The 15124-nt window shown below is 70.1% G+C and carries 13 protein-coding genes and 1 tRNA gene; 9 read left to right on the top strand and 5 right to left on the bottom strand.

Annotated features, from left to right (window positions below; all coding sequences use genetic code 11):
• Positions 1-82: 82 nt before the first annotated feature.
• Positions 83-952 (bottom strand): ABC transporter ATP-binding protein, encoded by an 870-nt coding sequence (locus Q0D57_RS16575; protein WP_291046093.1) that lies wholly within the window; start codon positions 950-952, stop codon positions 83-85.
• Positions 953-1081: 129 nt separating this feature from the next.
• Here Q0D57_RS16575 and Q0D57_RS16570 point away from each other — a divergent pair, with 129 nt between their 5' ends.
• Complete coding sequence (locus tag Q0D57_RS16570) at positions 1082-1870, top strand: alpha/beta hydrolase (protein ID WP_291046090.1); 789 nt, start codon at positions 1082-1084, stop codon at positions 1868-1870.
• 82 nt (positions 1871-1952) lie between these two features.
• On the opposite strand, the gene Q0D57_RS16565 is transcribed toward Q0D57_RS16570, so the two are convergent.
• The 4 genes from Q0D57_RS16565 to Q0D57_RS16550 form a co-directional block, all read right to left on the bottom strand.
• Positions 1953-4562, bottom strand: coding sequence for a hypothetical protein (locus Q0D57_RS16565; RefSeq protein WP_291046086.1), 2610 nt, complete (start codon positions 4560-4562; stop codon positions 1953-1955).
• Between the two features lie 166 nt (positions 4563-4728).
• Positions 4729-5931 carry a pyridoxal phosphate-dependent aminotransferase gene (locus Q0D57_RS16560; RefSeq protein WP_291046084.1) on the bottom strand — a complete coding sequence of 401 codons (1203 nt, stop codon included), beginning with the start codon at positions 5929-5931 and terminating at the stop codon, positions 4729-4731.
• Positions 5932-5948: 17 nt separating this feature from the next.
• Positions 5949-6569, bottom strand: coding sequence for a MarC family protein (locus tag Q0D57_RS16555; RefSeq protein ID WP_291046083.1), 621 nt, complete (start codon positions 6567-6569; stop codon positions 5949-5951).
• 40 nt (positions 6570-6609) lie between these two features.
• The gene (locus tag Q0D57_RS16550; RefSeq protein ID WP_291046081.1) at positions 6610-7644 is read right to left on the bottom strand and encodes an AI-2E family transporter; all 1035 of its coding nucleotides are present in this window, start codon (positions 7642-7644) and stop codon (positions 6610-6612) included.
• Between the two features lie 165 nt (positions 7645-7809).
• On the opposite strand from Q0D57_RS16550, the gene Q0D57_RS16545 reads away from it, so the two are divergent.
• The 8 genes from Q0D57_RS16545 (at position 7810) to Q0D57_RS16510 (ending at position 14948) form a co-directional block, all read left to right on the top strand.
• Positions 7810-7882 (top strand) — tRNA-Trp (locus tag Q0D57_RS16545).
• 42 nt (positions 7883-7924) lie between these two features.
• Positions 7925-8188, top strand: a complete 264-nt coding sequence (gene secE, locus Q0D57_RS16540; RefSeq protein ID WP_291046079.1) for a preprotein translocase subunit SecE — start codon at positions 7925-7927, stop codon at positions 8186-8188.
• Positions 8189-8273: 85 nt separating this feature from the next.
• The gene (gene nusG / locus Q0D57_RS16535; protein WP_366518638.1) at positions 8274-9221 is read left to right on the top strand and encodes a transcription termination/antitermination protein NusG; all 948 of its coding nucleotides are present in this window, start codon (positions 8274-8276) and stop codon (positions 9219-9221) included.
• Positions 9222-9361: 140 nt separating this feature from the next.
• Entirely contained in the window at positions 9362-9793 is a 432-nt protein-coding gene (gene rplK / locus Q0D57_RS16530; protein WP_259529534.1) for a 50S ribosomal protein L11, read from the top strand.
• Positions 9794-9806: 13 nt separating this feature from the next.
• Complete coding sequence (gene rplA / locus Q0D57_RS16525) at positions 9807-10496, top strand: 50S ribosomal protein L1 (RefSeq protein ID WP_259529535.1); 690 nt, start codon at positions 9807-9809, stop codon at positions 10494-10496.
• Between the two features lie 153 nt (positions 10497-10649).
• Positions 10650-11927, top strand: a complete 1278-nt coding sequence (locus tag Q0D57_RS16520; RefSeq protein ID WP_291046077.1) for a cell wall-binding repeat-containing protein — start codon at positions 10650-10652, stop codon at positions 11925-11927.
• Between the two features lie 182 nt (positions 11928-12109).
• Positions 12110-13432 carry a cell wall-binding repeat-containing protein gene (locus Q0D57_RS16515; RefSeq protein WP_291046076.1) on the top strand — a complete coding sequence of 441 codons (1323 nt, stop codon included), beginning with the start codon at positions 12110-12112 and terminating at the stop codon, positions 13430-13432.
• 163 nt (positions 13433-13595) lie between these two features.
• A complete protein-coding gene (locus tag Q0D57_RS16510) occupies positions 13596-14948 on the top strand; it encodes a cell wall-binding repeat-containing protein (protein WP_291046072.1) in 1353 nt (450 codons plus the stop codon).
• The last annotated feature ends 176 nt before the right edge of the window (positions 14949-15124 follow it).

The raw sequence follows: 15124 nt of genomic DNA, 5'->3' as shown, positions 1-15124 counted from the left end.
CCGAAGCGCCGGGCCGCCGGAGCGGTGGCGGCGTCGGCGGCGGGGCGGGCGGCAAGGTCGCGGGCGGCGGTGTCGCGGTTGGTCATGCTGCGGCCTCCTCTCGCGCTTCGGCGGCCTCGACGAGCCCGAGGTAGACGTCCTCCAAGGAGGGGCGGATGACCTCGAGCTCGCCGAGCTCGCCGAATTCGGCGGTGAGCCGGCTCACGAGCGCGGCGGGCTCCTCGGTGCGCTCCTCGTGCCGCCCCGTCGCGCTCCGCCAGCGCACGATCGGGATCCGGGCATCCGCCGGCCCCAGTTCGTTCACCGCCCCCATGTCGATGAGCCGGCCGCCTGCGATCACGGCCGCGCGGTCGCTCAGCTGGGCGGCCTCGTCGAGGTAGTGCGTCGTGAGCACGATCGTCGTGCCCTCACGGGAGAGCGAGCGGATGAGCTGCCAGAACTGCCGCCGGGCCTCGGGGTCGAAGCCCGTCGTGGGCTCGTCGAGAAAGAGTACCTCCGGGCGCCCGATGATCCCGAGCGCCACGTCGACGCGCCGCCGCTGCCCGCCCGAGAGGGCCTTGATGCGGGTGCCCGCCTTCTCCTCGAGGCCGACGGCGGCGATCACCTCGGCGACGTCGCGCGGCCTCGGGTAGAGGCTCGCGAAGTGCGCGAGCTGCTCCCGCACCGTGACGTTGCCGCTCTCGCCGGTCTGCTGCAGCACGATGCCGAGCCTGGCCTTCCATTCGAGGGTGGCGTGCCGGGGGTCGACGCCCAGCACCGTCACCTCGCCGCCGGAGCGCTCGCGGTAGCCCTCGAGGATCTCGACCGTCGTGCTCTTGCCCGCGCCGTTCGGGCCGAGCAGGGCGAAGGTCTCGCCGTGGGCGATGTCGAAGCTCACACCGTCGACGGCCGTGAAGCCCCCGTACCGCTTGTGGAGGTCGTGGACCGAGATGGCGGGGGAGGTGCGGGACATGGCTCCATGCTCCCGGCTCCGTGGCCGCCGCGCCAGAGGGCGGGTGGCCGACGGTCCCATCCCCCGATCGGGGGAGCGGACCTCCGGGTCGATCTGATGTATCCTCAACTTTCACGAAGGGTGGACGCGATGAGCCTGTTCGAGAGGGTGGGGCGCCGGCAGGCCGAGGTGCCCGCATTGCACGTGGCCGTCGACATGGGGGAGGGCCCCGTGGTCGTGCTCCTGCACGGCATCGCATCGTCGTCGGCGAGCTGGCGGCACCTCGTGCCCCTCGTCTCGCCGCTCTACCGCGTGATCGCGATCGACCTGCTCGGTTTCGGCGGGTCGCGCGCGGGCGAGCACATCCGCTTCACGCTCGACGAGCACGTCGAGGCGCTGCACAAGACCCTGCGGGCACTGCACCTGCGCGGCCGCTTCACCCTCGTGGGGCACAGCCTCGGTGCCCTGGTGTCGGCCCGCTACGCCGCCGTGCACCACCGGCAGGTCGGGCACCTCGTGCTCGTGGCGCCGCCGGTCTACCCGCACCGCCGCTACCTCGACGCCCTCGGTCACCGGATGCGCGTGGGCGGCTACCTCTGGTTCTACCGGCTCGTGCGCGACAACCGGCTCACGATCGTCAACAACGCGGGTCGCTTCTCGAGGTGGATGCCGGGCGGCGCCCTCGCGATCGACGATGCGTCGTGGCAGGCCTTCTCGCGCTCGCTCGAGCACTGCATCGAGGTGCAGACCACCACCACCGATCTCGCGCAGGTGCGCGCGCCGGTGGATGTGGTGTGGGGCTCGCGCGACCAGGTGATCGTGCCGGGCAGCCTCGAGCGCTTCGGCTCGATGCACCACGTCACCCTGCACGAGATCCCGCGAGCCGATCACCTGCTGAGGCTGCCGGTCTCCCGTGAGGTCGCGCGCCTGCTGCGCTGACGGGCGTCGGCTTCTCGCGTGGCTTCACGTGACGGCCCGGGCTGTTCAGAGTGCTGCTCCGGACGGTGCAACGGGCGTTGCTTCACACGCTGTGGCGTGTGCTGCCGACAGGTGACGGTTCTGGGACTGCTTCGCGGGTGGATTCCGGCGTGGCTGCGGGCGCGTCCTCGGGCGCTGCTGCCGGCGCGGGGACGAAGCGGAACCAGGCCCACACCCCCGCGGTGAGCGCCGCGAACACCGCGAACCCCGCAAGCCACGGCACGAGCTCGCCGCCCACCTCGTTCCACGCCGCCGGAACGGGTAGCAGCACCAGCCCGAACACGAGCGCGGCGCCACCCCAGCTGAGGGCCCACAGCCGCTTGGAGTGCTCAAATACAGCGCGTCCGTCGAGGAACCGCACCGGCAGCAGCGACACCACGGGCCCGCTGAGCGCCCCCACCGTGACGGCGGTCAGCAGATCGAGCACGAGCACCCCCGCGAGGTCGGGTTGCAGCGCCACGGCAGGCCGCAGTGCTCCCTGCGCCACCCAGGCCGCGATCCCGAGCCCCACCGACGCCGCGGCCCCCACCATGGCGAGCCGGGCCGCGGTTCGACCGCTCACCCCGGAGCCGCGCGAGCTCGGAGCCTTCAGGGCCACGAACTGCACCCCGACGAGCGCCCCGAACACGAACCCGGGATCGAGCCCGACCGCTCGCGACACCACCACGCTCACGACCGTGAGCAGCAACGCGACCGGCCGCCCGAACGGCGCTCCGTGCAGCCCGTGCCTCCTCCCCACCGCGACGGCGGCTCCCACGCCCACGACCCCCATGACGACTCCGGCACGGAAGAACGCCAGCACGAGCCCCAGCGTCGCCGCGTCCGCTCCCGCCTCCGGGGACACCCCGGCGGATGCCACGGCCCCCACCCCCAGCACCACGGCGACCCCCACCGCCGACCTCCCCGCCGCCGACCTCCGCGCCGCCGACCCCCGTGCCGCGGACCTCCGTGCCGCGGACCTCCGTGCCGCCGACCCCTCCGCTGCCAGTCCGCGCCCTGCCGACGCCTGCGCTGCCGGTCCGCGCCCTGCCGACCGGTGGGCCGGTGCGCCCGTGACCGGCTTGCGGTCGCTTCCACGAAGCAGCCGCCACGTCGCAGCGCCCGCCACCGCCTTCGACAGCACCGCCGCAACCGCTGCAAGCGCCACCGCAACCGTTGCCAGCACCGCCGCAACCGCTGCCAGCATCGCCGCGAGGCCACGCGCGGGCGCACTCTTCCGGATCCGCTCGGCGTTCTCGTGGATCGTCGCCTCCAGCACCCCGCCCGGCACCATCACGAGCACCACCGCGGCCGCCACGAGCACACCGAGGAACAGCAGCCCCGCCGCACCCTTCCGCATGACATCACCCACCGACGCCAGAGCCGACGAGAACTCTGACGGCCCGACGATCGCGAGCCCCGTGCCGGACGCGTCCGCCGAGCCGTCCGCCGCTCCACCAGCCCTCCCCTCGGCGTGCACCGAGGATTCGGGCGTCGACGAGCCCTCGACGAGGCGGTCTTGCCGGTCAGAACCGGAGCCGGGTGCCTGAGGTCCTCTTGTCGTCGCAGGGCGGGGCTCGCTCCCGCTCGCCGATCCGGCCGGTTCCACTGATCCATCCACGCCCGCGTCAGCCGATCCGTCCTCGCCCGCCGATCCGTTTTCGCCCGCCGATCCGGCCCGATCGGTCGATCCTCCCTCGGCGTCGTCGCCGCGCGCCTCTGCGAGCAAGACACCATCCCCGCCTCCACCCACCTGGGCGGGCCCCGCGATCCCACCTCCGCCGCCTGCGCCGGACCCCGAGGGAGGAACGGCCCCCGGCGGCGTGCCAGGGACCACCCCGGGCTCCGCACCGGTCGCCGGTGCCGGTCCGGGGCCGATCCCCGGTTGCGATCCGGGCCAGGGCTCCGGCCCCGGCGCGGGATCCGGTCCCGGCCCCGGCTCAGGTCCCGGGTCCACGATGGTCGGCGCCTCGAGCGCGAACACGATCGGCGGCGTGGTCGCTGCCGCATCCGGAGCCGACGGGAAGGCCTGCGCGGCCACGAGCGTGTGCGGCCCAGGCCCGGTCGGCAGCGCGGTGAGCAGGCAGCTCCAGGTGCCGTCGGCGCCGACGGTCGTCGAGCATCCGCTGCCGTCGTCGAGCCGCACGGTCACGAGGTTGAACGGCACGCCCGTCCCGCGGATCTCCTGCGTCGGATCCTCGATCGTCATCGTGGGGGTGATCGTGTCGGTGCTCCCGGGGTCCGTCTCCACCGTCGGCGGATTCAGTAGCCCGAAATCGAGCACCGCCACATCCGGCGCCCCGAGGTCGACCCCGTTCGACACGGTCGCGGGCCCGGGCGAGCTCGGCGCGGTGTCGATCGGGCACACCCAGCTGCCATCGGGCTCCACGGCCACGAGGCAGAGCGGATACCCGTCGCCCTCCACGGGTATCGACACGGCCACGACCGTGCCGGGCGCCGAGGTGCCGGCGAGCACCACCCCGAAACCGTCGGGCCCGGCCACCGCGACCGAACCGCTTGCAGGCGCCGACGTGACCACGGGAGCCGGAGCCGCCCAGGCCGGAGCCGCCCCCACCACGCCACCCGCCAGCACCACCCCGGCCACGGCCGCAGCCGCCACGACGGCAGCCGCAGCGGTCACCCCACCGCGAGCCCACCGCCATGCCGAGAACATGAGCGAAACTCTACTCGAGAGAGCCTCAACTGAAGATCACTCACGAATCCTGTGCGAAACCGCACACCTCGCGGCGACCGGGCTCCAGAGCGCCCCGATCCTCACCAGGCTTGCGGTATCGAACCGCCCGAGCGACAGCCGCTCAGCCGCTCAGCCGAACAGCTACTCAGCCGAACAGCCGCTGCAGCCGTGCCACGCCCTCGGCCAGCGCGTCGTCGCCGAGCGCGTACGAGAGCCGCAGGAACCCGCTCGGCCCGAACGCCTCACCGGGCACCGTGGCCACCTCGACCTGCTCGAGGATCAGGTCCGCGAGCTCGAGCGAGGTCGTCGGCGTCACGCCGCCCCAGGTGCGCCCGAGCAGCCCCGTCACATCCGGGTACACGTAGAACGCGCCCTGCGGCAGCGGCGTGTGCACGCCGTCGATGGCGTTGAGCCCGTCGACGATCAGCCGACGCCGGCGGTCGTAGGTCGAGCGCATCGTCTCGACGGTGTCCTGCGGCCCGTTCAGCGCGGCGATCGCCGCCCGCTGCGACACGTTGGACACGTTCGACGAGAGGTGCGACTGCAGGTTCGAGGCGGCCTTGATGGCATCCAGGGGCCCGACCATCCAGCCCACCCGCCATCCGGTCATGGCGTAGGTCTTGGCCACGCCGTTCACGAGCAGCGTGCGGTCGGCGAGGGCCGGAACGGCGGAGGCGATCGACACGGCCTCCACGCCGTCGTAGACGAGGTTCTGGTAGATCTCGTCGCTGATCACCCAGAGGCCGTGGGAGTCGGCCCACTCGCCGATCTCCTTGGTCTGCTCCGGGGTATACACGGCGCCGGTCGGGTTCGAGGGCGACACGAACAGCAGCACCTTCGTGCGCGGCGTGCGGGCGGCCTCGAGCTGCTCCACGGTCACGAGGTAGTCCTGGTCGCTGCCGGCGAAGACCTCCACGGGCACACCGCCGGCGAGGCGGATGGCCTCGGGGTAGGTGGTCCAGAACGGCGTCGGCACGAGCACCTCGTCGCCCGGGTCGAGCAGGGTGGCGAACGACTGGTACACCGCCTGCTTGCCGCCGTTGGTCACGATCACCTGAGCCGGCGACACCTCCACGCCGCTGTCGCGGAGCGTCTTCGCGGCGATGGCCTCGCGGAGCTCGGGGAGCCCGGCCGCGGGTGTGTAGCGGTGGTTCTTCGGGTCGAGCACCGCAGCGGATGCCGCCTCGACGATGTGCGGCGGGGTCGGGAAGTCGGGCTCACCGGCCGCGTAGCTGACGACCGGCCGGCCTGCAGCCTGGAGGCTCTTGGCCTTGGCGTCGACCTTGAGGGTCGCCGATTCGGCGATCGAGGCGATTCGGTGCGAGATGCGGGGCAGCTGGTCGGTCACGGCACAAGGCTACCCGTTCAGGAAGTCAGCACCGGGAATGCGTCGGAGAGGGCGCCGAGGATGGACTGGATGGCGATGGAGAGCAGGAGCAGGCCGAAGATCCGCGTCACGATGCTCATGCCGGTGGGCTTCACCACGCGGGCGACCTGGGGTGCGAAGAACAGCGCGACGGCGATCACGATGGCCACGCCGAGGTTGACGAGCACGCCCGCCGCGAGGTCGATCAGGCTCGGGTAGTTCTCGGCGAACGTGATGACGAGGCTGATCGCACCGGGCCCCGCGATGAGCGGGATCGCGAGCGGCACGACCACGGGCGACTGGTTGTCGGCGACCGTGACCACGTTGGCCTTCGCCGTGAGCATCGCCCAGCCGATCGAGGCCACGAGCAGGTTCCCGGCGATCCGGAACGACGTGAGGTCGATGCCGAACCCCTCGAGGATGAGCTTGCCGGCCAGGAGCGACACGGTCAGCACCGCGAACACCGCGAGCCCCACGAGGATCCCGATGCGCCGCTGCCTCGCCCGGTCGAAGTCCTTCGTGAGGTTGAGGAAGATCGGCAGGCTGCCGATGGGGTTCGAGATGGTGAGGAGGGCGAGGGCGCTCGTGGCGAGCGTGGGCGCGCTGATGACGTCGGTCATCGTGCGACCGCCACGGGGACGATCCGGCCCGCCGGCGAGCTCATCGCGCGGCCTGACGGGGCACGATGACCTGCTTCACGATGATGAGCACCGACGCCACGACCGGCACCGCGATGAGCGCCCCGAGCACTCCGAGCAGCGTGCCACCCACGAGGGCGCCGATCACCACGAGGATGCCCGGCACATCGACGGCCTTGTTCATGACCCGCGGGCTGAACACGTACGCCTCGACCTGCATGTAGACGAGGAAGTAGATGCCGATGATGATCGCGGCCAGGGGCGAGACCGTGAGGGCGAAGAAGGTCACGATCACGGCGCTGATGATCGTGCCGACGAGAGGGATGAGCGCGAGCAGGAACGCGACCACGGCGAGGGCTCCGGCGTAGGGCACGCCCACGAGCTCCATCGCGATGAAGCCGAAGACGCCGTTGGTGCCGGCCAGGATGACCTGTCCGCCCACGTACTTGCCGATCGAGCGCACGATCTGGTCGGTGATCGACACGACACCCTCGCGGCGGGACAGCGGCACGAGCACGTAGAAGCTGTTCTTCACGGCGTCGAGCGAACCGAGGAAGAAGAGCGTCAGCACGAGCACGAGCAGTCCGCCCGAGATGCCGTTGATGAGGGCCACGCCGATCTTCAGGACGCCACCGCCGAGGGCTGCGAGGTTGCCCGGATCGGACAGGAACGTCTCTAGGTCGCCCTCGAGCTTCTTGGTGTCGACCGAGGTGCCGAAGACGTCGGTGAACCAGGTCTCCTGGGTGAGCGAGTTCACGGCGCCGGGAAGGTTCGAGACGAGCTCGGTGGCCTGGTCGATGACCGCGGGGATGACGAGGAAGAACACCAGCACGGCGAAGGCGATCACGATCGCGAAGACGATCACGATCGACCAGCCGCGAGGGATCTTCCGCCTGGTGAGCCAGCGCACGAGCGGATCGAGCCCGAGCGCGAGGAACAACGAGGCGAGGATGCAGATCACCACGGTCGACAGCTGCACGAACGCGAAACCGAGGGCTATCGCGATGAGCCCGCCCAGTGTGGCGATGAACCCGATCCTGAAGGCGCCTGTGCGCATCCGCTTCCCCGTTCCCCTCGCCTTTGCATGCCCACCGGATGTGACTTACACTGTCTTCCGGTGGTTGAAATCCGCCAAGCTTTTCTATGCCTGCAGGCGGTTCGGCCCTTGCAGCGAGTGTAGCGAAGTGATGCGGTTTCAACCGGTGCTGATCGTTCAGCACATAGGGCGGTGGCTCAATTGGTAGAGCAGCGGTCTCCAAAACCGCAGGTTGCAGGTTCGAGTCCTGTCCGCCCTGCACCGGCTCGCGTGAGCCCGGCTTGTGAAAGGTACTGACACGGTGGCACGAAAAGTAATCGACGAACCTTCCGAGGAGATCGTCGAGAACGCCCGGAAAGAGCGCGCGGGGCGCAATCCCTTCGCGCGCATCGTGCTGTTCATCAAGCAGGTGTTCGGCGAGCTCAAGAAGGTCGTCACGCCGACTCGTCGTGAGCTGCTGAACTACACGCTGGTCGTGCTGATCTTCGTGGTCATCATGATGGCGATCGTGGTGGGGCTCGACACGCTGTTCGGCTGGCTCGCCGTCGTCACCTTCGGCGAGTAGTCCCGGCGGCTCCGGCCGCCCACGCGCCTGAACCGCGCCCCGATCACCCTGGCGCCCCCGAGAACAAGAAGTGGAAGCGAACTCATTGTCTGACTCAAAGCCCGATGAAGCCGGTGTCCCGGCCGACCTCGACGCCCTCCTCGAGGCCATCGACGCGCCGGCCGACCCCGAAGCGGATGCCGTGGTCGACGACGCGCTGAACATCGACACGTTCGACGAGGCCGCTGCGGTGCTCGACGTGCTCGAAGACGACGAGGCCGAGCTCGCCCCCGCCGACGAGGCTGCGGCCGAGGCCGCGATCGACGAGGTCGTGGCGGCGGAGGAGGACTCCGACGAGGCTTCCGACTCCGACGAGGCTTCCAGCTCCGACGCGTCGGACGCCGTTGATGACGCCGAGGCCGAAGAGGTCGAGGCCGATCCGTACGACGCCTTCCGCGCCGAGCTCCGCACCCTCCCCGGCAAGTGGTACGTCATCCACTCCTACGCCGGCTTCGAGAAGCGCGTGAAGTCGAACATCGAGAGCCGCAAGACCTCGATGGGCATGGAGGACTTCGTCTTCCAGGTCGAGGTGCCGATGGAAGACGTCGTCGAGATCAAGAACGGCCAGCGCAAGCTCGTCACCCGCGTGCGCATCCCGGGCTACGTGCTCGTCCGCATGTTCCTCAACGAGGACAGCTGGTCGGTCGTCCGTCACACCCCCGGTGTCACGGGCTTCGTGGGCAACTCGCACAACCCCACGCCCCTCCGCTTCGAGGAGGCCTTCAACATGCTGAAGTCGCTCGTCGAGGTGGCCGAGGTCGCTCCTGCCAAGGCGGGCGGCGGCAAGGGCGGCAAGGCCGTGCAGCGCACCGTGCCGGCCGAGGTCGACTTCGAGGTCGGCGAGACCATCACCATCAAGGAGGGCTCGTTCGCGGGTCTGCCCGGTTCGATCAGCGAGATCAAGCCTGAGAGCGGCAAGCTCACCGTGCTCGTCTCGCTCTTCGAGCGCGAGACCCCGGTCGAGCTGTCGTTCGACCAGGTCACCAAGCTGTAGCTTCCAGGTCCGCCTCCGGGCGACCCGGATCATGAGCTAAGATATTTCGGTTGCCCTCACGGGCATCCGTCACACCACTGCGGGGAGAAGCCCTGTGGTGGGAGCGCCGCCTTCGTGCGGCTCGATAGAGAAGAGAGAACATGGCACCGAAGAAGAAGGTCACAGGTCTGATCAAGCTTCAGATCAACGCCGGCGCCGCCAACCCCGCCCCGCCCATCGGGCCGGCGCTGGGTCAGCACGGCGTGAACATCATGGAGTTCTGCAAGGCGTACAACGCGGCGACCGAGTCGCAGCGCGGCAACGTCATCCCCGTCGAGATCACGGTCTACGAAGACCGCTCGTTCACCTTCATCCTGAAGACCCCGCCGGCGGCGGAGCTCATCAAGAAGGCGGCCGGAGTCGCCAAGGGCTCCTCGACCCCGCACACCGTCAAGGTCGCGAAGCTCACCCGTGAGCAGGTGCGTCAGATCGCCGAGCAGAAGCAGGCCGACCTGAACGCCAACGACATCGAAGCGGCAGAGAAGATCATCGCCGGCACTGCCCGTTCCATGGGCATCACGGTCGAAGCGTAAGGGCGGCAGGAACATGGCACAGAAGTCAAAGGCCTACCGGGCCGCGGCCGAGAAGATCGAAGCCGGCAAGTACTACACCCCGTCCGAAGCCGTGCAGCTCGCTCGCGAGACCGGCTCGGCCAAGTTCGACAGCACCGTCGAGGTCGCGCTGAAGCTCGGGGTCGACCCGCGCAAGGCAGACCAGATGGTCCGTGGAACCGTCATCCTCCCCCACGGCACGGGCAAGACCGCCCGCGTCATCGTGTTCGCGACGGGCCCCGCGGCCGAGGCTGCTCTCGCAGCCGGCGCCGACGAGGTCGGTGGCGACGAGCTGATCGAGAAGGTGGCCGGCGGCTACACCTCGTTCGACTCCGCGGTCTCGACCCCTGAGCTCATGGGCAAGGTCGGTCGTCTCGGAAAGGTGCTCGGCCCGCGTGGCCTCATGCCCAACCCGAAGACCGGCACCGTGACCCCGGATGTCGCGAAGGCCGTCAACGAGATCAAGGGCGGAAAGATCGAGTTCCGCGTCGACAAGCACGCCAACGTGCACTTCGTCGTGGGCAAGGCCGCGTTCACCCCCGAGCAGCTCGACGAGAACATCGCCGCAGCGCTCGAAGAGGTCGTGCGTCTCAAGCCGAGCTCCTCGAAGGGCCGCTACATCCAGAAGGGCGCCGTCTCGACCACGTTCGGCCCGGGCATCCCGCTCGACGTCAACGCGATCTAGTCGCACCTTCCTTGAAAGGGCTCGCCTTCGGGCGGGCCCTTTCTGCGTTCCGTGTTCCGTGTTCCGTGTTCCGTGAGTAGTGGATTACTCCTCACACCGGGAACGTCGGGCGACGGACGATGAGGGATCTGTCCGCTCGAATCCCGAGGATCCATGAAGCCTTCGTTCTCGTCCCCCATCCGACCTGTCGCCGCTCCTGTCGTGGTAGCTGCCGCTCTCACGGCGGTCGTCTTCCTGCAGCCTGCTGTGGCCGCGGAGGCCGTCGTCGCAGAGCCCCGCTGCCCGAGCTCGGTCGGTGCCGTCGGCTTCCCCATCGACTTCGCGCCGCTTGTCCCCGACGGCCAGACGCTCATCGTGTCGGGCACACTCCCGGCGGGTGTGTCGCTGGCGCCGGATCGCACCGGGCTGTTCGGTGATCCGACGACTGTCCAGAAGGTGTCCTTCTCCATCGCCGCGACCGACGGCAAGGACACCACCGTCGGCGTCCCGTGCACGATCGACGTGCGCAAGGCTCCCACCGTCCAGAGCATCGCGGGCACCGACCGCTACGACCAGGCCGTCGCGGTGTCGACGCTGAAGTTCTCGTCGGCGAAGACCGTCTACATCGCCAGCGGTGCGAAGTACCCCGACGCCCTGAGCGCGGGCTCCCTCGCCGCCCACCACGAGGCGCCCCTGCTGCTCACGCGTGCCGACACGATCCCGGATGCCGTGCTCGACGAGATCGCACGACTCGCTCCGGACGACGTGGTCATCGTGGGCGGCGAGGCCTCGGTCTCGAAGGCGGTCCACGACCGCATCGATGCCCGCACCACCGCGACGATCACGCGCATCGGCGGTGCCGACCGCTACGCGGTGTCGCGCGCGCTCGTGGCGCATCCGGAGTTCGGCTACGGCACGGGCGGCAGCGAGCAGGCCTTCGTCGTGACCGGCCGCACGTTCCCGGATGCGCTCACCTCCACTCCGGCGGCCGCCTCCATGCGTTCGCCGGTGCTGCTCGTCGACGGCCTGGCGACTTCGCTCGACCCGGCCGATCTCGCCGTCCTCGACTTCCTCGGGGTGGCAGATGTCGACATCACGGGTGGCACGGCCTCCGTGTCGGCGGCGATGGAGGCGAGCATCGCGGAGAACTTCAACACCGTCCGTGTGGCCGGTTCCGATCGTTACCAGGTGGGCGTGTCCGTCAACAAGGACGCCTTCGCTGCAGCGCCCGACCTCTATCTGGCGAGCGGCACGGCCTTCGCGGATGCCCTGAGCGGGGGAGTGGTCGCCGGCATCGAGAAGAGCCCGCTCTACGTCACGACTCCGGGCTGCCTCACGAACGAGGTGTACCTCGAGATCGGGCGGCTCGCCCCGGAGACGGTGTACACGCTCGGCGGCCCTGCGACGCTCGGTGCCGGCGTGACCTCGCTGACGCCCTGCGGACTCGACTGAGTCGCTGCTGCATCATCCCGGAAGGAGCCCGTCACCGCGACGGGCTCCTTCCGCATCTGTGGAGTGGCGCGGTCAGCCCACAGCGCCTGCTCCTCGTGAGTACGAAGTACTCATAACGACACCCTCGCCCGCGGCGTGAGGATACGAGAGTCCCATCCACCCGCTGTCGAAAGAGACCCGACGTGAGCACTCCCTCCGCTTCCCGGCCGGCCATCCGGCCCTCCGCTCGTCCCGCTGTCCGCCCCACCCTCATCGCTTCGTCCCTGCTCACCGCCGCGGTGCTCTCCGCAGGACTGCTCGGGCCGGCGGGCGCCGCCTCGGCCGCGTCCATGGATCCGGTGTGCCCCCAGGCCACGGCCTTCCGAGGCATCGACATCGTGCCCGCCACGGCGCTTCCGGAGCCCGACCCGCACGCCTCCACCCGCATCTCGAGCGGTGCGCTTCCCGCGGGTGTCACACTCGTCGACGGCGTCTTCTCGGGCACGCCCACGGCCACCGGAGTCTCGATGTTCACCATCGAGGCCACCTACACCGACTTCCCGATGAAGAGCGTGGCGTGCACGATCACGGTCGATGCGGCACCCACCCCCACGCGCATCCAGGGCACCGATCGTTACGACCAGGCGGTGCAGGTTACGAAGAGCGGCTTCCCCACCACGCCGAGCGGTGGCCTCGACGTGCTCTACCTCGCCAGCGGTGAGAAGTTCAGCGACGCGCTGAGCGCCGGCTCGGTCGCCGGCGTGCATGGTGCCCCGCTCCTGCTCACGCGGGCGGCCGCCCTCCCCGCGGTCACCAAAGCCGAGATCGCACGTCTGGCTCCCAAGACGGTCGTCATCGCCGGCGGCACTGCCTCCGTCTCGGCGGGCATCGTCGACGCGGTGAAGGCGGCCGTGTCCGGAGTCGAGGTGAAGCGGATCGCCGGTGCAGATCGCTACGAGGTCTCACGCGGGCTGATCGCCGACGCCGACCACGGTGTGCCCACGGCGGCCACCGTCTACCTGGCGGCCGGGGCCACGTTCCCCGATGCCCTCTCGGCCTCGCCCGCAGCCATCTCGGTCAACGGCCCGGTCCTGCTCGTCGACGGCACCAAGCCCGCGGTCGGCGACAGCACCCTCGAGCTCCTCGCCAGCATGCGGGCCGTCACCCTCCGCATCGCGGGTGGTCCGGCCTCGGTGAGCGAGGGCATCCAGGAGCAGCTCGGCACCGACCTCTACTCGGTCACCCGAGCGGCCGGTGCGGACCGCTACCAGGCGGCGGTGGCCATCAACCACGAGGCCTTCGAGACGGCCAAGACGGTCTACCTCGCCAGCGGAACGGCCTTCGCCGATGCGCTCAGTGCAGCCCCGGTGGCAGGCGCGAACAGCGCGCCCATCTACCTCGTGCAGAACTCGTGCGTCCCCGCCCAGGTCCTCCAGGAGATCGTGCGGGTGCACCCCAAGAACATCGTCGTCCTCGGCGGTCTCTCCACCCTCAGCGCCTCCATCGAGCAGCTCAAGCCCTGCTGACCGGGTGCCCGGCCGGCCGGCTTCCCCCACGAGGTCCGGCCGGCCAGGTCCTCGCTGGAGGACTACCTGCGCCCACACCGTTTCGGCGCGAAACCATATCTCCATAATCCCCCCAACTCGGCTCAACCCGCTCCACAGTTCCACGCTCCACAGTCAGGACCACATGTTCCACCTCTCATCCGGTCGGCGTCAGATCCATGGGTTCGCCATCGCGGCGGTCGTCACCACCGTCCTCGCCGGCTCGTTGGTCGCCCCGGCCGCAGCTGCTTCGGCAGGGCCCCTCCCCGGGCCGATTGCAGACTCCGGCGAATACCCCACCGGGAGCGACGAGCTGCTCATCCCGGCGCTGCTGTGTCCGCAGCAGACGGCCGCGAAGGGCTTCCCGCTCTCGACCGCGCCGCTGGCCCAGGCCGGCGCGCTGCGGGTATCGAGGGGTGCCCTGCCGCAGGGGGTCCGGTTGCAGGCGGGCGGCTTCCACCTGGAGGGCGAACCGAACACCATCGAGACCGCGTCGTTCACCCTCGAGCTCGCCACGGTGCGGCCGGACGGTCACACCGACCTCACCACGAAGGCCTGCACGGTGATCGTGAAGGAGGCGCCGAAGGTGACCCGGGTCGCCGGGAACGATCGCTACGCCCAGGCTCTCGCGATCTCCCGCCTCACCTTCCGCGATGACGCCGCCGACACCGTCTACCTCGCGAGCGGCCAGAAGTTCGCCGATGCGCTCAGCGCGACCGCGGCGGCGGCCCACCACGCTGCTCCACTTCTCCTCACCCCGGGGGCTGCCCTCCCGCCCGGGGTCCTCGAGGAGATCCGCCGTGTCGGTGCGAACGACGTCGTCATCGTGGGCGGTGAGGCCTCGGTCTCGGCCGCAGTGGCCGCTCAGGTGGCGGCATCCACCCCGGCGAAGGTCACGCGCATCGCTGGCGCCGATCGCTACGAGGTGTCGCGCACCCTCATCGGCCACGCGGTGTTCGGCTTCCCCTCGGCCGCGGCGGCCTTCGTGGCCACGGGTGCCACCTTCGCCGACGCCCTCACCGCGTCGCCGGCGGCGGTCTCCGGAGGTTCTCCCGTGCTGCTGGTCGACGGGTCGGCCACGACCCTCGGCTCGCAGGAGAGCGCGCTGCTCACGCGGCTGGGTGTGAAGTCGGTGGCGATCGTCGGAGGCGTCACCTCGGTCGGTGCGGCGCTCGCCTCGTCGATCGAGAAGTCGTTCGCGACCACACGCTACGCGGGCTCGACGCGCTACGAGGTCGGTGCGACCGTGAACGGTGCCTCGTTCCCCGCGGCCTCGAAGGTCTATCTGGCCAGCGGCGTCGTCTTCGCCGACGCGCTGAGCGGAGGGGTCGCTGCCGGGATCGGTGCCAATCCGCTCTACGTCACGCGCTCCGCCTGTCTGGCTCCGGAGGTGCATCGCGAGATCGGCCGCCTGGCGCCGTCGGCCGTCGTCATCCTCGGCGGACCCCTGTCCCTCTCGACCGCGATCGAGACGCTCGAGCCCTGTGGAGCCGACTGACCCGCAGCAATCCCGGTTCGGCCGGTCGTCTTCGCGCAGGTCGCCTTCCGTTCCGCACCTCATCCGTTCCGCACCTCTTCCGTTCCGCACCTCTTCCGTTCCGCACCTCATCCGTTCCGCACCTCATCCGTTCCGCACCTCTTCCGTTCCGCACCTCTTCCGGTCTGCACCTCTTC

Source organism: Herbiconiux sp. (genome assembly GCF_023264895.1).
Taxonomy (GTDB): Bacteria; Actinomycetota; Actinomycetes; order Actinomycetales; family Microbacteriaceae; genus Herbiconiux.
The sequence above is the reverse complement of the archived record's forward strand: the minus strand, read 5'-3'. Positions and strand labels throughout refer to the sequence as shown.